Raw genomic sequence first — 18893 nt, forward strand, 5'->3', positions numbered from 1 at the left:
TTGTACCATTTATTCGCTAATGGTTAAGTTAGAAAGGGCGCACGGTGAATGCCTTGGCACTAGGAGCCGATGAAGGACGGGACTAACACCGATATGCTTCGGGGAGCTGTAAGTGAGCTTTGATCCGGAGATTTCCGAATGGGGAAACCCACTGTTCGTAATGGAACAGTATCCTTACCTGAATACATAAGGTATTGATGGCAGACCCGGGGAACTGAAACATCTAAGTACCCGGAGGAAGAGAAAGCAAATGCGATTTCCTGAGTAGCGGCGAGCGAAACGGAATTAGCCCAAACCAAGAGGCTTGCCTCTTGGGGTTGTAGGACACTCTATATGGAGTTACAAAGGAACGAAGTAAATGAAGCGACCTGGAAAGGTCCGTCGAAGAAGGTAACAACCCTGTAGTTGAAACTTCGTTCCCTCTTGAGTGGATCCTGAGTACGGCGGAACACGTGAAATTCCGTCGGAATCTGGGAGGACCATCTCCCAAGGCTAAATACTCCCTAGTGACCGATAGTGAACCAGTACCGTGAGGGAAAGGTGAAAAGCACCCCGGAAGGGGAGTGAAAGAGATCCTGAAACCGTGTGCCTACAAGTAGTCAGAGCCCGTTAATGGGTGATGGCGTGCCTTTTGTAGAATGAACCGGCGAGTTACGATCCCATGCAAGGTTAAGCCGATAAGGCGGAGCCGTAGCGAAAGCGAGTCTGAATAGGGCGTTTAGTATGTGGTTGTAGACCCGAAACCAGGTGATCTACCCATGTCCAGGGTGAAGTTCAGGTAACACTGAATGGAGGCCCGAACCCACGCACGTTGAAAAGTGCGGGGATGAGGTGTGGGTAGCGGAGAAATTCCAATCGAACCTGGAGATAGCTGGTTCTCTCCGAAATAGCTTTAGGGCTAGCCTCATGTTGTAAGAGTCTTGGAGGTAGAGCACTGATTGGACTAGGGGCCCCCAACGGGTTACCGAATTCAGTCAAACTCCGAATGCCAAAGACTTATCCATGGGAGTCAGACTGCGAGTGATAAGATCCGTAGTCAAAAGGGAAACAGCCCAGACCACCAGCTAAGGTCCCCAAGTATACGTTAAGTGGAAAAGGATGTGGAGTTGCTTAGACAACCAGGATGTTGGCTTAGAAGCAGCCACCATTTAAAGAGTGCGTAATAGCTCACTGGTCGAGTGACTCTGCGCCGAAAATGTACCGGGGCTAAACGTATCACCGAAGCTGTGGATTGACATCTTAGATGTCAGTGGTAGGAGAGCGTTCTAAGTGCAGCGAAGTCAGACCGTAAGGACTGGTGGAGCGCTTAGAAGTGAGAATGCCGGTATGAGTAGCGAAAGACAAGTGAGAATCTTGTCCACCGAATGCCTAAGGTTTCCTGAGGAAGGCTCGTCCGCTCAGGGTTAGTCGGGACCTAAGCCGAGGCTGAAAAGCGTAGGCGATGGACAACAGGTTGATATTCCTGTACCACCTCCCCGCCGTTTGAGTAATGGGGGGACGCAGTAGGATAGGGTAAGCGCGCTGCTGGATATGCGCGTTCAAGCAGTTAGGCTGATGAGTAGGCAAATCCGCTCATCATTAAGGCTGAGCTGTGATGACGAGGGAACTATAGTACCGAAGTTCCTGATTCCACACTGCCAAGAAAAGCCTCTAGCGAGGCGGGAGGTGCCCGTACCGCAAACCGACACAGGTAGGCGAGGAGAGAATCCTAAGGTGATCGAGAGAACTCTCGTTAAGGAACTCGGCAAAATGACCCCGTAACTTCGGGAGAAGGGGTGCTCTGGTAGGGTGTATAGCCCGAGAGAGCCGCAGTGAATAGGCCCAGGCGACTGTTTAGCAAAAACACAGGTCTCTGCGAAGCCGCAAGGCGAAGTATAGGGGCTGACGCCTGCCCGGTGCTGGAAGGTTAAGAGGAGGGGTTATCCTTTGGGAGAAGCTCTGAATCGAAGCCCCAGTAAACGGCGGCCGTAACTATAACGGTCCTAAGGTAGCGAAATTCCTTGTCGGGTAAGTTCCGACCCGCACGAAAGGCGTAACGATCTGGGCACTGTCTCAACGAGAGACTCGGTGAAATTATAGTACCTGTGAAGATGCAGGTTACCCGCGACAGGACGGAAAGACCCCGTGGAGCTTTACTGTAGCCTGATATTGAATTTTGGTACAGCTTGTACAGGATAGGTAGGAGCCTGAGAAGCCGGAGCGCTAGCTTCGGTGGAGGCGTCGGTGGGATACTACCCTGGCTGTATTGAAATTCTAACCCGCGGCCCTAATCGGGCCGGGAGACAGTGTCAGGTGGGCAGTTTGACTGGGGCGGTCGCCTCCTAAAATGTAACGGAGGCGCCCAAAGGTTCCCTCAGAATGGTTGGAAATCATTCGTAGAGTGTAAAGGCACAAGGGAGCTTGACTGCGAGACCTACAAGTCGAGCAGGGACGAAAGTCGGGCTTAGTGATCCGGTGGTTCCGCATGGAAGGGCCATCGCTCAACGGATAAAAGCTACCCCGGGGATAACAGGCTTATCTCCCCCAAGAGTCCACATCGACGGGGAGGTTTGGCACCTCGATGTCGGCTCATCGCATCCTGGGGCTGTAGTCGGTCCCAAGGGTTGGGCTGTTCGCCCATTAAAGCGGTACGCGAGCTGGGTTCAGAACGTCGTGAGACAGTTCGGTCCCTATCCGTCGTGGGCGTAGGAAATTTGAGAGGAGCTGTCCTTAGTACGAGAGGACCGGGATGGACACACCGCTGGTGTACCAGTTGTCTTGCCAAAGGCATCGCTGGGTAGCTATGTGTGGACGGGATAAGTGCTGAAAGCATCTAAGCATGAAGCCCCCCTCAAGATGAGATTTCCCATAGCGCAAGCTAGTAAGATCCCTGAAAGATGATCAGGTTGATAGGTCAGAGGTGGAAGCGTGGCGACACGTGTAGCTGACTGATACTAATCGATCGAGGACTTAACCAAGATTTGAAAAGCACATGCTTTACTCAGCAACTGTTACCTAGTTTTGAGAGAACAATCTCATGTCTGGTGGCGATAGCGAAGAGGTCACACCCGTTCCCATACCGAACACGGAAGTTAAGCTCTTTAGCGCCAATGGTAGTTGGGACTTTGTCCCTGTGAGAGTAGGACGTTGCCAGGCAAAATAACTGACTTTTAATCAGAGGAAGGTTCGAGTCCTTCATGGCTCACCATTTATTCACACGCGGGTGTGGCGGAATTGGCAGACGCGCTCCTAGTGTCTTCATGGTCCCTTCACCCGCATTTTAATTTCATATATGCGCGGAAGTAGTTCAGTGGTAGAACACCACCTTGCCGAACCTCGTCTTCCGTGTCCTGGGGTGGTGGAATTGGCAGACACACAGGACTTAAAATCCTGCGGTAGGTGACTACCGTGCCGGCTCGGCCCTCGGCACCATTTTAATAAGCGCCCGTAGCTCAATTGGATAGAGCGTTTGACTACGGATCAAAAGGTTAGGGGTTCGACTCCTCTCGGGCGCGCCATAAACGGGAAGTAGCTCAGCTTGGTAGAGCACTTGGTTTGGGACCAAGGGGTCGCAGGTTCGAATCCTGTCTTCCCGACCATTTATGGGGCCTTAGCTCAGCTGGGAGAGCGCCTGCCTTGCACGCAGGAGGTCAGCGGTTCGATCCCGCTAGGCTCCACCAATTAAATTAAATAATTGTAACGAATAATATGGCGGTGTAGCTCAGCTGGCTAGAGCGTACGGTTCATACCCGTGAGGTCGTGGGTTCGATTCCCTCCGCCGCTACCATATATAAGTTACATTTGTTATAAATATACGGAGGAATACCCAAGTCCGGCTGAAGGGATCGGTCTTGAAAACCGACAGGGGTGTTAAAGCCCGCGGGGGTTCGAATCCCTCTTCCTCCGCCATTTATTTATATCATATCATCGCGGGGTGGAGCAGTTCGGTAGCTCGTCGGGCTCATAACCCGAAGGTCGCAGGTTCAAATCCTGTCCCCGCAACCAAAGTGGTCCCGTGGTGTAGCGGTTAACATGCCTGCCTGTCACGCAGGAGATCGCGGGTTCGATTCCCGTCGGGACCGCCATTTGTATAAAGGCTCGGTAGCTCAGTTGGTAGAGCAAAGGACTGAAAATCCTTGTGTCGGCGGTTCGATTCCGTCCCGAGCCACCATTTTAAGACGGCGGTTGTGGCGAAGTGGTTAACGCACCGGATTGTGGTTCCGGCATTCGTGGGTTCGATTCCCATCAGCCGCCCCATCTTAAGTAATGCGGGTGTAGTTTAGTGGTAAAACCTCAGCCTTCCAAGCTGATGTCGTGAGTTCGATTCTCATCACCCGCTCCAAATAATGGGCCTATAGCTCAGCTGGTTAGAGCGCACGCCTGATAAGCGTGAGGTCGGTGGTTCGAGTCCACTTAGGCCCACCATATTCCACAGTAGCTCAGTGGTAGAGCTATCGGCTGTTAACCGATCGGTCGTAGGTTCGAGTCCTACCTGTGGAGCCATACGGAGAAGTACTCAAGTGGCTGAAGAGGCGCCCCTGCTAAGGGTGTAGGTCGTGTAAGCGGCGCGAGGGTTAAATAAAATGGCCCGTTGGTCAAGCGGTTAAGACACCGCCCTTTCACGGCGGTAACACGGGTTCGAATCCCGTACGGGTCATCTTAAAAAGGTTTGCATATATGCAAACCTTTTTTTATTTGAGCTTTTTTAAAGATAGCTAAATAGAAATAATAGTTAGGAATAATTACCATGAATTTTCAGAATAAAAAGTCAGTTTTAAGCAGGATTTTCCCTATATTACATGGAATTATTCATAAGGTAATAAAGTATGAAGGGGATGGGGGAGAGAGTAATTTTCAAGAACATTTTTTGTAGAAAATGTTTATGTTTTTACTGTAAAAGGGAATGAGTGGTAAGAAGCGTATATTATGTTTGAAGTTAAAGGGGTGGCAAAAGTGAATCTAGCGGTTCAGCCTACTGAATTTGATGTTCATTTATATCATGAAGGAAACTTATTTCGCAGTTACTCTATTTTCGGTGCGCATCATGTATCGGTAGAAGGAATTGAAGGTGTACGATTTTGCGTGTGGGCACCTCATGCAAAGAGTGTAAGCGTTGTAGGTGATTTTAATAAATGGAATGGTCTTCAGCATTCGATGGTTAAAGTTAATGAAGAAGGTATTTGGATGACATTTATCCCTGAATTAGAACAAGGGACTATTTATAAGTATGAAATCATCACACAAAGCAATCAGAAAAAATTAAAATCAGACCCATACGCATTTTTCAGTGAAGTGCGTCCACATACTGCATCCATTGTTTACTCATTAGATGGGTACAAATGGAACGATCAATATTGGCGTAGAAAGAAAAAACAGCAAAATATATATGAAAGACCGCTGTGTATTTATGAGCTGCATGCAGGGTCTTGGAGAACTCACGAAGATGGCAGCCTTTATACATACAGTGAATTAGCACAGGAGCTTATTCCTTATATTGCTGAACAAGGTTTTACACACATTGAGTTATTACCAGTCATTGAGCATCCGCTCGACCGGTCATGGGGATATCAAGGAACTGGATACTATTCTGCGACAAGTCGATACGGTGCACCTAAAGAGTTGATGAACTTTATAGATGAATGTCATCAAAACAGCATAGGAGTTATTTTAGACTGGGTGCCTGGGCATTTTTGTAAGGATGAACATGGTCTGTATATGTTCGATGGGGAACCTACTTATGAATACAAAAAAGAATCGGATCGTGAAAACTACGTCTGGGGAACGGCTAATTTCGATCTAGGAAAGCCTGAAGTACAAAGTTTTCTCATTTCGAACGCTTTGTTTTGGATGGAGTATTTCCATATAGATGGATTTCGAGTAGATGCTGTAGCCAATATGCTTTATTGGCAAAATTCTTCCGGAAAAGTAGTGAATGATGGAGCTGTCAGCTTCTTAAAAAAGTTAAATGAAGCTGTTTTTAAGTCTGATGAAACTATATTAATGATGGCAGAAGATTCAACGGATTGGCCCCTTGTTACAGCACCTACATATGAGGGCGGTTTAGGCTTTAATTACAAGTGGAACATGGGATGGATGAATGATGTTTTAACATATATGGAAGCCGGCGTGGAAAGACGTCCCTATCTTCACGATAAAATGACATTTTCACTAATGTATGCGTTTAATGAAAACTTTATTTTACCGCTTTCCCATGATGAAGTTGTACATGGTAAAAAGTCATTGCTTAATAAGATGCCAGGTGATTACTGGCGCAAGTTTGCACAGCTTCGACTGTTATATGGATATTTCTTTGCACATCCTGGAAAAAAACTTTTATTTATGGGCGGAGAGTTTGGTCAATTTGACGAATGGAAAGATTTAGATGAATTGGATTGGATGCTTTATGACTTTGATATGCATCGCAATCTTAACGCATATATGAAGGATCTTATTAAGATCTATAAGAGAAGCAAGTCTCTATATGAATTAGACCATAATCCAGACGGATTTGAATGGATTGATGTTAACAATCATCATCAACAAATTTTCTCCTTTATTCGTAGGGCAAAAGAAAATCAGGAGATCTTTATAGTCGTTAGCAATTTTTCTGAGCACCCATATCATTCTTACAAAGTCGGAGTTCCAGTCGAGACAGAGTACATCGAGGTTATTAACAGTGATGACGAAGTGTACGGCGGTTCAGGCATTGTAAATAAAAAAGCGTTAAAATCAGTGGATGAATCGTTTCACGGTCAACCTTTTTGCATTGAAATGAATATTCCGCCGTTTGGCATTAGTATACTACGAGCGAAGAGAAAACGAGGGGAGAGAAAACAACATGTTAAAAAAGAAATGCGTAGCGATGTTATTGGCAGGAGGAAAAGGTAGTCGGCTAAGTTCACTTACAAAAAATCTAGCAAAGCCAGCTGTACCATTTGGGGGAAAGTATCGAATTATTGATTTTGCTTTAAGTAATTGTACAAATTCAGGTATTGAAACAGTAGGTGTATTAACACAATATCAACCGCTAGTTTTGAATTCTTACATTGGAATTGGAAGCGCTTGGGATTTGGATCGACGGAATGGTGGCGTCACGGTACTGCCTCCGTATGCGGAGTCAGATGGAGTAAAGTGGTATAAAGGCACGGCTAGTGCTATTTATGAAAACTTAAACTATTTGTCACAATATGATCCTGAGTACGTACTGATTCTATCAGGTGATCACATTTATAAAATGAACTATGAAAATATGCTTGATTATCATATAAACAAAGAAGCAGACGTAACGATTTCCGTTATTGAAGTACCTTGGGAAGAAGCGAGCCGTTTTGGTATTTTAAATACAAATAGTGACCTAGACGTAATGGAGTTCGATGAAAAGCCACAGCGACCTAAAAATAATCTAGCTTCTATGGGGATTTACATTTTTAAATGGAGTATTTTAAAAGAATATTTAGAAATGGATGCTCGTAATCCATACTCAAGCCATGACTTTGGTAAAGATGTTATTCCGCTTTTACTAGATGAAAAGAAAAAGCTTATTGCATACCCATTCCAAGGTTATTGGAAAGATGTAGGAACTGTAAAAAGCTTATGGGAAGCGAATATGGATTTATTATGTGACAAAGACGAACTTAATTTATTTGACTCTTCATGGAAAGTATACTCTGTTAACCCTAATCAGCCTCCTCAATATATTGCGCCAAATGCCTGCGTGGTGGAGTCATTAGTAAATGAAGGATGCGTTGTCGAAGGAAACGTAGAGCAATCCGTGTTATTTCCAGGTGTACAAATCGGCTCGGGTTCTGAGGTTAAGAAAACGGTTGTTATGCCTACTGCAAAGATAGGTTCTAACGTATATATTGAAAACGCAATTGTCCCATCGGACATTGAAGTTCCAGACGGTACTATTATTCGACCGAACAAAGGAAGCGAAGAAGTAATTCTTGTTACTCAAGAATTGATTGACTCAGTTGCTAAATGCATTTAACGAACAGAGAGGATGAACGACATTGAATAATCAAATGCTTGGTATTATTGATGCTTGTACAAACACAACAGCGCTGCAGCCTTTAACCTTTTATAGATCGATTGCTGCGATTCCTTTTGCAGGGCGCTATAGACTAATCGATTTTATGCTTTCTAATATGGTGAACTCTGGAATTTCGAGCGTTGCAATTTTTCCTCGTGATCGCTATCGTGCACTAATGGATCATATAGGTTCAGGTAAAGAATGGGATTTAGATCGGAAGCGGGATGGATTATTTATCTTTCCTCCTATGACAAGTGATCTACACTTAGAAAGTCCATCACTATTCACGCAGTTCCGTTATCATATCGATTATTTCTTAAGAAGTAAGCAGGAATACGTATTAATTGCCAATAGTTATACGATATGTACAGTTGATTTTGAGCACGTGCTGCAACGTCATATTGCTTCAAATGCAGATATTACTGAAATGAGGCATGGTGATAAATCGCTTAATATGTATATTATCAATAAATCTATTCTTGTTAATATTTTGCAAAATGAATCACATGATTTTTATACGATTAAAGAACTGGTTAGATATATGGCTCAATCTCACCGCGTAGAAAAGTATGAGCATCATGGATATGCCGCTAAGATTTCTAGTTTAGATGCTTATTATAAAACAAGCATGGAAATTTTGTCTCCTGATGTTTGGAAACAGTTATTCATCAACGAACGTCCTGTTTTCACTAAAGTAAAAGATGAACCGCCTACTCGCTACGCAAAGAAAGCGGTTGTGAAAAATTCAATGATCGCAAACGGATGTGTAATTGAAGGACATGTGGAAAACAGTATTATCTTCCGAGGAGTGAAAATTGGAAAAGGCACGGTCGTTAAGAATAGTATTGTGATGCAAAAAGGCGTTATTTTAGAAAATAGTGTATTAGAAAATGTTGTTTTAGACAAAGATGTGAAAATAGGAAGTAATGAAACGCTGCTAGGTGAGTCAGAACTACCTAGAGTCATTGCTAAAGGAACAACTCAAGGAGCGTTGATGAAGTCGTGAATGTATTATTTGCTGTATCAGAATGTGTACCTTTTATTAAGACAGGAGGACTAGCGGACGTAGCCGGAGCTCTGCCTAAAGAATTAAAAAAGTTAGGAACGAACGTATGTGTAGTCATGCCAAAGTACGGGACGATCCCTCAACATTACCGGGATGAAATGGTTCTTGAAAAAGTTATTCATGTGCAGGTTGGATGGAGAAGACAATACTGCGGAATTGAATCATTGACGATGGATGGCGTTAAATATATTTTCATTGATAATGAATATTATTTTAAAAGAGATAGTTTATATGGGCACTACGATGACGCTGAACGATTTGCTTTTTTCAGCAGAGCTGTGCTTGAAACTATTCCATTTTTAGAGAATGATCCTGATATTATTCATTGTCATGACTGGCATACGGCTATGATTCCATTTTTACTTCGTGCTAATTATGATATGTACGATCATATTCAAACGGTCTTTACTATTCATAACTTGCAATTCCAAGGAATTTTCCCTAAGAGTAATTTATATGAATTATTAAATTTAAATGAATATTATTTTACTACAAGCCAGCTCGAGTTTTACGGCAATATTAATTTTATGAAAGCGGGTCTTGTATCAGCCGATAAAATTACCACAGTAAGTCCTACATATCGAGATGAGATTCAAATGCCATATTACGGGGAAAGTTTAGACGGATTATTGCGTCAACGAAATCAAGATTTAATTGGGATTGTAAATGGAATCGATGAGGAGGCTTACAGCCCAGACGCAGATCAGCTTATATCTTATCCTTATTCGGTAGAAGAGATTGAAGGAAAATATAAAAATAAAAAAGAGCTGCAGCGCTACCTTGAATTAGAAGAAAATGAGGACCTTCCAATTATTTCGATGGTTACAAGGTTAACTCAGCAGAAGGGATTGGATTTAGTTAAGCACGTTTTCCATGAGACGGTTAACCTAGGAGCTCAAATTGTCATTTTAGGAACTGGTGAACACGAGTTTGAGCAGTTTTTCCGTGAGATGGAAGATACGTATCCGAAGCAAGTAAAAGCAATTATTGGTTTTAACGAGGAACTCGCTCATAAAGTTTATGCCGGTACGGATTTGTTTTTAATGCCTTCCCGTTTTGAACCTTGCGGGCTGGGACAATTAATAGCCTTAAAATATGGAACCATTCCAGTCGTACGTGAAACGGGCGGTCTGAATGATACGGTCAAAGCTTATAATGAATATAGCGGAGAGGGCAATGGCTTCTCTTTTAAGAATTATAATGCTCATGACATGCTTTATACGTTAGAAAGAGCCGTTTCATTTTATCACCAAAAAGATGTATGGAAAAAATTAATGATGGATGCTATGAGTCAGGATTATAGCTGGGGACAATCAGCATTTAAATATAATCAATTGTATTCAAACTTGACATCTACTCCATCGTGAAAGGGTGAGCAGATTGTTCTCTGATAAAAAAAGCTTTCAAGAGGCTTTTTTAAAAAAGCTGGAAATGACATATGGAAAGAGCTTCAAAGAATCTACTGTTCAAGATCACTATCATACATTAGGAAATATGGTACGAGAGTATATTAGCAGCGATTGGATTTCAACTAATGAAATTCATCGGTCTTCACATACAAAGCAAGTGTATTATCTGTCTATCGAATTTTTATTAGGTAGACTACTGGGGCAAAATCTGTTGAATTTAGGAATTCGAGAAGTGGTAAAAGAAGGATTAAGTGAACTGAATATTTCACTTGAAAATATTGAGGAAATAGAAGTAGACGCAGGATTAGGAAACGGCGGATTAGGCAGGTTAGCCGCTTGTTTTTTAGATTCTTTTGCTTCACTTAATCTTCCAGGCCACGGTTATGGCATTCGCTATAAACATGGCTTGTTCGATCAGAAGATCGTAAACGGTTTTCAAATTGAGCTCCCCGAGCAGTGGTTAAGGCACGGGAACTCATGGGAGGTACGCAAATTAGACCAAGCCATAGAAGTGAACTTTTGGGGAGAAGTCGAAATGGTACAGGAAGACGGAAAATTCTCTTTTCGTCATGTAAAAGGTGAACCCGTCTCTGCTGTTCCTTATGATATCCCGGTTATCGGGTATGAGACAGATACAGTAAATACACTTCGCCTTTGGAATGCGGAGCCTTCATCATTTCCAGTACATAAAGATGTGATGGAGTATAAGCGTCAAACGGAAGCTGTATCAGAATTTTTATATCCGGATGATACACATGAAGATGGCAAAATATTAAGACTGAAACAACAATATTTTCTTGTGTCAGCTAGCTTACAAAGTATTATCAGAGCGCATCGAAATACCTATCCAACACTTACAAACTTTCACGAAAAAGTAGCCATTCATATTAATGATACGCACCCTGTACTTGCAATTCCTGAGCTAATGAGAATTTTGCTAGATGAAGAAAAAATGGAATGGGACGATGCATGGCATATTACGTCCAATACCATATCATACACAAATCATACGACTCTTTCTGAAGCCCTTGAGAAGTGGCCTATCGATTTATTTCAACCTTTGCTTCCGCGTGTGTATATGATTATTGAAGAAATTAATGAACGCTTTTGCAAAGAGTTATGGGAAGTATATCCAGGAGACTGGCAGCGGATTGAAAATATGGCTATTTTAGCGCACGGGCTGGTAAAAATGGCTCATTTAGCGATTGTGGGAAGCTATAAAGTAAACGGCGTGGCAAAAATTCATACTGATATCTTAAAAGAACGAGAAATGAAAGATTTCTATCAGTTTTATCCTGCTAAATTTAACAATAAAACGAATGGAATTACCCATCGGCGTTGGTTGTTAAAAGCTAATCCGCAGCTTTCCTCTCTTATTACCGAGGTGATAGGAGATAAATGGATTAAACAACCGTATTCTCTTATAAAGCTTCAAGAGTATGTGGAGGATCCAAGCTTTTTACAGGGACTCAAAGCAGTAAAACAGCAGCGTAAAAAACTGCTTGCCAATATTATTCAAGAGCAAACGGGAATTAAAATAGATTCAAATTCTATTTTTGATGTACAGGTTAAAAGGCTTCATGCTTATAAAAGGCAGCTTTTAAATGTGTTGCACATTATGTATTTGTACAATCGACTAAAAGAAGACCCTAATTTTCAAATCGTTCCTCGTACATTTATTTTTGGTGCAAAAGCTTCTCCAGGCTATTATTATGCAAAAAAAGTCATAAAGCTAATTAATTCTGTAGCCGATGTTGTCAATTATGATCCACAAACATCGCCGTTTTTAAAAGTCGTTTTTTTAGAAAACTACCGAGTGTCGCTTGCTGAGTATATTTTTCCTGCAGCTGATGTCAGTGAACAGATCTCAACCGCAAGCAAAGAAGCTTCGGGAACGGGAAATATGAAATTCATGATGAACGGAGCGTTAACTCTTGGCACCATGGATGGAGCGAACATTGAAATTAGCGAAGCAGTAGGAAAAGACAATGTCTTTATTTTTGGGTTAAAAGCCGAAGAAGTGCTGAGCTATCAGCAAAATGGAGGATACCGTGCCTATGATTATTACCACCATGATAAGCGGATTCGTCAAGTGCTCGAGCAGCTCACAAACGGCTTCCTACCTGACACATATGACTTATTTGAGCCTATATATGATTCATTGTTAATGCAAAATGATGAATATTATGTACTCCGCGATTTTGATTCATATGTTACGGCACAGCAAAAGGTGAACGAAGCTTATAGAGACGAAAATAGATGGCTTCAAATGAGTGCGACTAATATTGCACATTCCGGCTTTTTTTCTAGTGATCGAACGATTGAGGAGTATGCATCTGATATTTGGGGAATTCGCTCTACTAAAAATTTATTAAATCAATAAATAAAAAAGGTGTAGTCTTTGACTACACCTTTTTTATTTTACCGGTTGTCACCGTTTAAGAAATCACCTAAAGAGCCAAGGATACTGCCTTCTCCTTTACCTCCCGTTGGTGAAACTGCACTTGATAAGACGCGATCCGCTAATCGGCTAAAAGGAAGAGATTGAATCCAAACTGTTCCTGGTCCTGACAGGGTAGCAAAGAACATGCCTTCTCCTCCAAACAGAGCGGTTTTAATTTTTCCTACATATTCAATGTTGTAGTTTACATCACGGGTCATGGCTACAAGACATCCAGTATCCACACGAAGGCGTTCACCCGGTTGCAATTGTCTCTTATAAATGGTGCCGCCTGCGTGTAAAAATGCTAGGCCATCACCTTCTAATTTTTGCATGATAAAACCTTCACCGCCAAAGAAGCCGGTTCCTAATTTCTTTTGAAAATCAATGCCAACGGATACGCCTTTGGCTGCACATAAAAAGGAGCTTTTTTGACAAATGATTTTATGATCGAGCTGCTCTAAATCAACAGGAATAATTTTACCTGGAAAAGGTGAAGCGAAAGATACTTTTCGTTTGTGGTACCCATTATTTGTATATACCGTCATAAATAAACTTTCACCAGTTAATACGCGTTTCCCAGCTCCTTTTAGTTTGTTAAAAAGTCCGCTGCTGTTGGAAGAAGAGCCATCACCAAAAATGGTTTCCATCTCAATGTCATCTTCCATCATCATCATTCCTCCAGCTTCTGCTATAACACTTTCAGAAGGATCTAATTCAATTTCAACAAATTGCATGTCGTCTCCATACAATTTATAGTCAATTTCATGTGCATTCATATTTTCACCTCATTATTAATTCTAATCTCCTATTTATTCGATGTGATCTCCTCTAGCTCCTACTAAAAAAAGAAAAAAGGAGTAGTATGAAGAACTACTCCTTTTCAGTATATGGGTCTTTCTCATAGGCCGGTAAATCTCCGAACATGGTCATTGTACCTTCTTCATCCAGTGCATTTTCGTATCGCTCATGCTCTTTTGAAGGGTAAACAGGAAGAGGCTGTCCATATAAATCGGTAGCGGCAAAGTTTTCATAATCTTCAACGTACCCAATAGCTTCATCTGCTTCAATATAGGTTTCACCATAGTTGGACGTATCTTCTATAAAATCAGAAGGAGATTCAGACGTCCCGTAACGTGCAACGTCTTGCCAAGAATCTTCTGCGTCATATCCTGTCGTTTCGGTATCATCGTAGTCGTATTGGCCAAATGGGTGGTGAAGAACATTTTCTTCTACAGGTCTGTGCTCTGGAATATCCTGTGATGGGCTATGTTCTTTACAGTATAGAGTAGTTGGTACAGCCTGAAGTCTTTCAAACGAGATATCTGCTCCACATACTTTGCATGTCCCATACGAGTTTTGAGCAATTGCCTGAAATGCTTCTTCTATTTCATGTAGCTCTTGTTTTGCATGTTCATTTAGTGCAAGGTCTTTTTCACGTTCGTACGTTTCCGTCGCTGTATCGCCAGGGTGGTTATCATAGCTTGAAAGTTCTCCTACAGCATCGTGAGCGTCGCTTCGAGTTAGACCAAAATGATCATTTTGATCAAAGTGCGATTGAATATCAGCCTGCTGCTGCTGTAAATTTTGCTTTAACTGGCTGATTTCTTGTTTTGAAAGTGTCATGCAGCTCCCCCTTAAAAATTTATTGTGCTTTTTTAGTATGTGTTAAAAAATCAAAAAAACACGATTCATATTAGGAGTATTTGGGGTATTCATGAAGCTAAGAGAGAAAGGAAGTAGAAAATTAAGGAAATTTAAAGGTTATAGAAAAGGGTATGATAAAAACAACGTTCCGGAGGTATAAGGATATTGAATAGATCATAAAGATTTTTGGCTTATTTAATGAAAAGGCATAATTTAAACAAACAAAATTAATTTTTTCTCGTGAATCACGATGCTAGATTTTTTTGAACTGAAAGTTTATAATAAATTGGTTACAGACTTAAGAAAAAAGATGAACGGGGGGACGTAGTGTGATTGCAACGACCGAACAGTTAGTACAAGAATACATTAAAGATGCAATTGAGTGTGCAAAAAATGAAAATCAGCCTAAATTGGTCAGTTTAGTGAAAAAAGTAAGACCTATTGACCCCCTTATTTTTTATGCGAACGGACATGACCAGTTTTATAAAGAACGCTTTTTTTGGAAAGATCCCAACAGTTATTATACATTTGTTGGATTAGGATATGCGCATACTATTTGTACCAATGCGGCAAAAGAACGTTATTTCCACATTGAAAACGAATGGAAGCGCTTTATAAAAGAAGACTTCTATAAAAACAGTCAAATTTTTCCGGGTGGGACAGGTCCTCTTTTATTTGGAGGATTTTCATTTGACCCAAATCAGTATCGAGAAAACTATTGGAGTGATTTCCCAAGTTCAAAATTTATGATTCCAACTGTGTTATATACGCAGGTAGATAAAGAAGCATATCTTACCGTTAATATGATGATTAAAGAACAAGATTCTGTAAAAGAGCATATCAATTATTTTGAAGAGGTCCAAAAACTTGTTCTTTGTGAAGAGTACGACGGGGACGCTCATACTTCACCTTTATTATTGGAAAAGGAAGAGATTGGGGTAGGGGAATTTAAAGGAAACGTTGAAAGAGCTACTACGTTAATTAAGAAACAGGCCATAGAGAAAGTGGTTCTTGCTCGTCAATTAAAAGTGAAATTTAGTGAAGATATTTCTACTGAATATGTGCTTCAGCGCCTGTTAAAGGAACAGCCAACTAGCTACACATATATTTTAGAAGGAGAGCATCAGCATTTTATCGGCGCTTCTCCAGAGAGACTTGTGCAAAAACAAGGAGATTATGTGTTTTCCACTTGTTTAGCAGGCTCCATTCCTAGAGGGAAGACAACGCAGGAAGATCATGAACTAGGCGAGGAATTACTTCAGGATCCTAAGAACTTAATTGAGCACGATGTTGTTGTTCATATGATTAAAGAAGCGATGAATTCTTATTGTTATGAAGTAGAAATTCCGGGTAAGCCAAGTTTATATAAAACAAAGCATATTCAACATTTGTATACACCTGTTAAAGGGCGTATAAAGGAAGATGTGACGCTATTTTCATTTATTCAAAAGCTCCATCCAACACCAGCGCTAGGAGGATATCCTCAACAGGAAGCCCTGCCTATTATTCGAAAGCTAGAGTCCTTTGACCGAGGGTGGTATGCAGCTCCTTTAGGATGGATGGATATTAACGGAAACGGTGAATTTATAGTAGGAATCCGCTCCGCTGTTATTCAGCAAAAAGAAGCAGTTTTATTTGCAGGCTGTGGGATTGTAGCAGATTCTATGCCTGAGAGTGAATATGAAGAAACAAGAATTAAATTCAACCCGATGCTTTCAGCTTTAGGAGGGATTATGCGTGGAACACATTAAGTCATTAACAACGTATGTTGCGTCATTCGTGGATGAATTAGTAGAAGCAAATGTTGAAGAAGTAGTTGTCAGTCCAGGGTCACGTTCAACGCCTATTGCGATGCTTATGGCTGAGCACCCTGATATTCATGTGCACTTAAACATTGATGAACGCTCCGCCGGCTTTTTTGCTCTAGGAATAGCAAAAGCAAAGAAAAAACCAGTGGCGCTTGTATGTACATCTGGAACAGCTGCGGCGAATTATTATCCTGCAGTAATTGAAGCTCACTACTCGCGTATTCCTTTAGTCGTTATTACAGCGGATCGGCCACATGAGTTAAGGGATATAGGCGCGCCCCAGGCAATTAATCAGCACCATCTTTTCGGTCAATATGCGAAGTGGTTTGTAGATACAGCTTTACCAGAGGAAAGTGCAGAAATGAATCGTTATATTCGAACAGTAGCTTCAAGAGCTGTTAATACAGCTCAAGCTATACCGAGCGGTCCTGTACACATTAACATACCTTTACGTGAACCAATTGTACCAGATTTGTCTATTGAGGATTTATGGAGTCATGGAAAACGCGACAAATCATATGTGTCTGCTATTCACGGAGAAGCATCTCTATCTGAAAAAGGATTCGAAGAAATTGCGAAGCGCTTAAGTGGAGCAGCAAAAGGACTTATTATATGCGGAGATCAAATGTCTTTAGAAGCAGTGGACAGCATATGCCGCTTAGCAGATTATTTAGGCTTTCCAGTGCTTGCAGATCCGTTATCGCAATTAAGGAGCGGCAAGCATTCAAAAGAAAATATAATAGAGACGTATGATACATTTTTAAAAAGTGATAAGATTGATGAGCGTTTTTATCCGGAAGTTGTCATTCGTTTTGGTGCGATGCCGGTATCGAAACCGCTATTGCAATTTTTAAAAGCACACGAGCCGAAGGAAATGTTTGTAGTTGACCAAGGTAAGGGCTGGAGAGATCCTACTTTGCGTTCAACAGTGATGATTGAAGCTGACGAAACATTATTTTGTGAAGAACTGATCAAGCGTCTTTCAGCAAGCCAAGAGGAGTCTACTTCATGGCTGAGCTTGTGGAAAAAGATTAATTATCAAACTGTACAGGCTCTGAGAACATTAACTTCTAGCCAAGAGTGGTTCGAGGGGCAAGTGGTTCAAGAAATTGTTAACGTAGTACCTGAAGGCACGGCTTTATTTGCGGGAAACTCAATGCCTGTACGAGATATTGATTCTTTCTTTTTAAATACGGAAAAAGATATTCCGCTTTTTGTTAACCGCGGAGCAAATGGAATTGATGGCGTGGTCTCATCTGCTTTAGGTGTAAGTACCGCTTACGATCATACTGTTTTATTTATCGGTGATCTATCGTTTTATCACGATTTAAATGGCCTGCTAGCAGCTAAAATGCATAATTTAAATTTAACCGTTGTGTTAGTTAACAATGATGGCGGAGGAATATTCTCATTTTTACCGCAGTCAAAAGAAGAAAAGCACTTTGAATTTTTATTTGGTACGCCAACTGGATTAAATTTTGAGCATGCTACTCATCTATATGATGGAACGTTTTCTTCAGCAAACAGTTGGGAAGAGTTTCGCCATGCAATGAATCATGCTTTCACAAAAGGCGGGTTACATGTTGTTGAAATCCTTACAACTCGTACAGAAAATGTAGAAACTCATCGCAGTTTGTGGAAACTTGTTTCCGAGGAAATAAATTTGTCAAATGGTGAGGAATAAGTGATGATGTATCAATTGAATGGTGTACCTTACTATGTGCACACTGAGGGAAAAGGAGAACCGCTGCTACTGCTTCACGGCTTTACCGGTTCTTCTCAAACCTGGCGTACCTTTATGGAGAAATACGGTAAAGATTATCAAGTGATTGCTGTTGACATTATTGGCCATGGCCAATCAGCAGCTCCCAAAGAAATCGAACCATACTCAATGGAATCAGTTGTTGAAGCACTGTATGAGTTGCTTCAACAACTATCTCTTTCACAAGTGAATGTAATTGGATATTCAATGGGAGGAAGGCTTGCTCTTTCTTTTGCTCAGCGATATCCACACCTTGTGAAAAAGCTGGTATTAGAAAGCGCATCGCCTGGTTTAAAAACGAGAGAAGAACAAAAGCTAAGAAAAGAAAAAGATGAGCAGTTGGCGAGCCGCATTATGAAAAATGGAATTGAGAAATTTGTTGATTTCTGGGAGGGAGTCCCTCTTTTTGATTCTCAAAAGCAATTGCCTAGCCATGTTCAAGAAGCGGTGCGTAAAGAAAGACTTTCCCACACAGAAATCGGTCTTTCCAACAGTTTAAAAGGAATGGGAACAGGAGTCCAGCCGTCTCTTTGGGAGAAGCTAGACGATCTGTTGATGCCGGTTTTACTTCTTACAGGAGAAGTAGACCAAAAGTTTTGTTTAATTTCCAAAGAAATGCAAACATTAATACCAAATGCTACTGCTAAAATTATTTTAGGGACAGGTCATGCAATTCACGTGGAACAACCTGAGATTTTTGATAGAATAGTAAGTGAGTTCTTAGCTACTACATAATTAGGAGGAAATAAA

General features: G+C 41.5%; 10 protein-coding genes, 13 tRNA genes and 2 rRNA genes. 23 read left to right on the top strand and 2 right to left on the bottom strand.

Annotated features, from left to right (window positions below; genetic code table 11):
- Positions 1-21: 21 nt before the first annotated feature.
- The 20 genes from ACLHDF_RS12975 (at position 22) to ACLHDF_RS13070 (ending at position 12869) form a co-directional block, all read left to right on the top strand.
- A 23S ribosomal RNA gene (locus ACLHDF_RS12975) occupies positions 22-2957 on the top strand.
- A gap of 62 nt (positions 2958-3019) precedes the next feature.
- A 5S ribosomal RNA gene (gene rrf / locus ACLHDF_RS12980) occupies positions 3020-3135 on the top strand.
- A gap of 285 nt (positions 3136-3420) precedes the next feature.
- Positions 3421-3497, top strand: a tRNA-Arg gene (locus tag ACLHDF_RS12985).
- 4 nt (positions 3498-3501) lie between these two features.
- Positions 3502-3578 (top strand) — tRNA-Pro (locus tag ACLHDF_RS12990).
- Positions 3579-3583: 5 nt separating this feature from the next.
- A tRNA-Ala gene (locus ACLHDF_RS12995) sits at positions 3584-3659 on the top strand.
- Positions 3660-3689: 30 nt separating this feature from the next.
- Positions 3690-3766: transfer RNA gene (locus ACLHDF_RS13000), tRNA-Met, on the top strand.
- A gap of 29 nt (positions 3767-3795) precedes the next feature.
- Positions 3796-3888: transfer RNA gene (locus tag ACLHDF_RS13005), tRNA-Ser, on the top strand.
- Between the two features lie 19 nt (positions 3889-3907).
- Positions 3908-3984: transfer RNA gene (locus tag ACLHDF_RS13010), tRNA-Met, on the top strand.
- A 4-nt stretch (positions 3985-3988) separates the two neighbouring features.
- Positions 3989-4064 (top strand) — tRNA-Asp (locus tag ACLHDF_RS13015).
- 10 nt (positions 4065-4074) lie between these two features.
- Positions 4075-4150, top strand: a tRNA-Phe gene (locus ACLHDF_RS13020).
- 10 nt (positions 4151-4160) lie between these two features.
- Positions 4161-4236 (top strand) — tRNA-His (locus tag ACLHDF_RS13025).
- Positions 4237-4247: 11 nt separating this feature from the next.
- Positions 4248-4321: transfer RNA gene (locus ACLHDF_RS13030), tRNA-Gly, on the top strand.
- A 6-nt stretch (positions 4322-4327) separates the two neighbouring features.
- A tRNA-Ile gene (locus tag ACLHDF_RS13035) sits at positions 4328-4404 on the top strand.
- Between the two features lie 3 nt (positions 4405-4407).
- A tRNA-Asn gene (locus ACLHDF_RS13040) sits at positions 4408-4482 on the top strand.
- Positions 4483-4564: 82 nt separating this feature from the next.
- A tRNA-Glu gene (locus tag ACLHDF_RS13045) sits at positions 4565-4636 on the top strand.
- 269 nt (positions 4637-4905) lie between these two features.
- Complete coding sequence (glgB, locus tag ACLHDF_RS13050; RefSeq protein ID WP_413919202.1) at positions 4906-6867, top strand: 1,4-alpha-glucan branching enzyme; 1962 nt, start codon at positions 4906-4908, stop codon at positions 6865-6867.
- Entirely contained in the window at positions 6818-7969 is a 1152-nt protein-coding gene (locus tag ACLHDF_RS13055) for a glucose-1-phosphate adenylyltransferase (RefSeq protein WP_413919203.1), read from the top strand. Before glgB ends, ACLHDF_RS13055 begins: the two co-directional genes overlap by 50 nt.
- Before the next feature lie 22 nt (positions 7970-7991).
- A complete protein-coding gene (locus tag ACLHDF_RS13060; RefSeq protein ID WP_413919204.1) occupies positions 7992-9017 on the top strand; it encodes a sugar phosphate nucleotidyltransferase in 1026 nt (341 codons plus the stop codon).
- On the top strand, positions 9014-10444 hold the full coding sequence (gene glgA, locus ACLHDF_RS13065) for a glycogen synthase GlgA (RefSeq protein ID WP_413919205.1): 1431 nt from the start codon (positions 9014-9016) through the stop codon (positions 10442-10444). Before ACLHDF_RS13060 ends, glgA begins: the two co-directional genes overlap by 4 nt.
- Positions 10445-10457: 13 nt before the next feature.
- Positions 10458-12869, top strand: a complete 2412-nt coding sequence (locus tag ACLHDF_RS13070) for a glycogen/starch/alpha-glucan phosphorylase (protein WP_413919206.1) — start codon at positions 10458-10460, stop codon at positions 12867-12869.
- 38 nt (positions 12870-12907) lie between these two features.
- On the opposite strand, the gene ACLHDF_RS13075 is transcribed toward ACLHDF_RS13070, so the two are convergent.
- Together ACLHDF_RS13075 and ACLHDF_RS13080 are read right to left on the bottom strand one after the other, a co-directional pair.
- On the bottom strand, positions 12908-13705 hold the full coding sequence (locus ACLHDF_RS13075) for a TIGR00266 family protein (protein ID WP_413919207.1): 798 nt from the start codon (positions 13703-13705) through the stop codon (positions 12908-12910).
- A gap of 94 nt (positions 13706-13799) precedes the next feature.
- On the bottom strand, positions 13800-14552 hold the full coding sequence (locus ACLHDF_RS13080) for a TraR/DksA C4-type zinc finger protein (RefSeq protein ID WP_413919208.1): 753 nt from the start codon (positions 14550-14552) through the stop codon (positions 13800-13802).
- Positions 14553-14902: 350 nt separating this feature from the next.
- On the opposite strand from ACLHDF_RS13080, the gene ACLHDF_RS13085 reads away from it, so the two are divergent.
- From ACLHDF_RS13085 to menH, 3 genes are read left to right on the top strand one after another with little or no spacing between them, the layout of a single operon-like run.
- Positions 14903-16324 (top strand): isochorismate synthase, encoded by a 1422-nt coding sequence (locus tag ACLHDF_RS13085; protein WP_413919209.1) that lies wholly within the window; start codon positions 14903-14905, stop codon positions 16322-16324.
- The gene (gene menD, locus ACLHDF_RS13090) at positions 16311-18065 is read left to right on the top strand and encodes a 2-succinyl-5-enolpyruvyl-6-hydroxy-3-cyclohexene-1-carboxylic-acid synthase (RefSeq protein WP_413919210.1); all 1755 of its coding nucleotides are present in this window, start codon (positions 16311-16313) and stop codon (positions 18063-18065) included. The genes ACLHDF_RS13085 and menD overlap by 14 nt, the downstream gene beginning before the upstream one ends.
- 3 nt (positions 18066-18068) lie before the next feature.
- Positions 18069-18878 carry a 2-succinyl-6-hydroxy-2,4-cyclohexadiene-1-carboxylate synthase gene (gene menH, locus ACLHDF_RS13095; protein ID WP_413919211.1) on the top strand — a complete coding sequence of 270 codons (810 nt, stop codon included), beginning with the start codon at positions 18069-18071 and terminating at the stop codon, positions 18876-18878.
- Positions 18879-18893 lie beyond the last annotated feature (15 nt).

Origin of the sequence: Priestia megaterium, from assembly GCF_046599315.1 — a bacterium.
In the GTDB taxonomy this organism is placed as follows: domain Bacteria; phylum Bacillota; class Bacilli; order Bacillales; family Bacillaceae_H; genus Priestia; species Priestia megaterium_F.

What these genes read in the sequence shown, in the direction of transcription:
- glgB (WP_413919202.1), top strand. Translation starts at nt 4,906, where the DNA reads ATGTTTGAAGTTAAAGGGGTGGCAAAAGTGAATCTAGCGGTTCAGCCT.
- ACLHDF_RS13055 (WP_413919203.1), top strand. Translation starts at nt 6,818, where the DNA reads ATGTTAAAAAAGAAATGCGTAGCGATGTTATTGGCAGGAGGAAAAGGT.
- ACLHDF_RS13075 (WP_413919207.1), bottom strand. Translation starts at nt 13,705, where the DNA reads ATGAATGCACATGAAATTGACTATAAATTGTATGGAGACGACATGCAA.
- ACLHDF_RS13080 (WP_413919208.1), bottom strand. Translation starts at nt 14,552, where the DNA reads ATGACACTTTCAAAACAAGAAATCAGCCAGTTAAAGCAAAATTTACAG.
- menH (WP_413919211.1), top strand. Translation starts at nt 18,069, where the DNA reads ATGATGTATCAATTGAATGGTGTACCTTACTATGTGCACACTGAGGGA.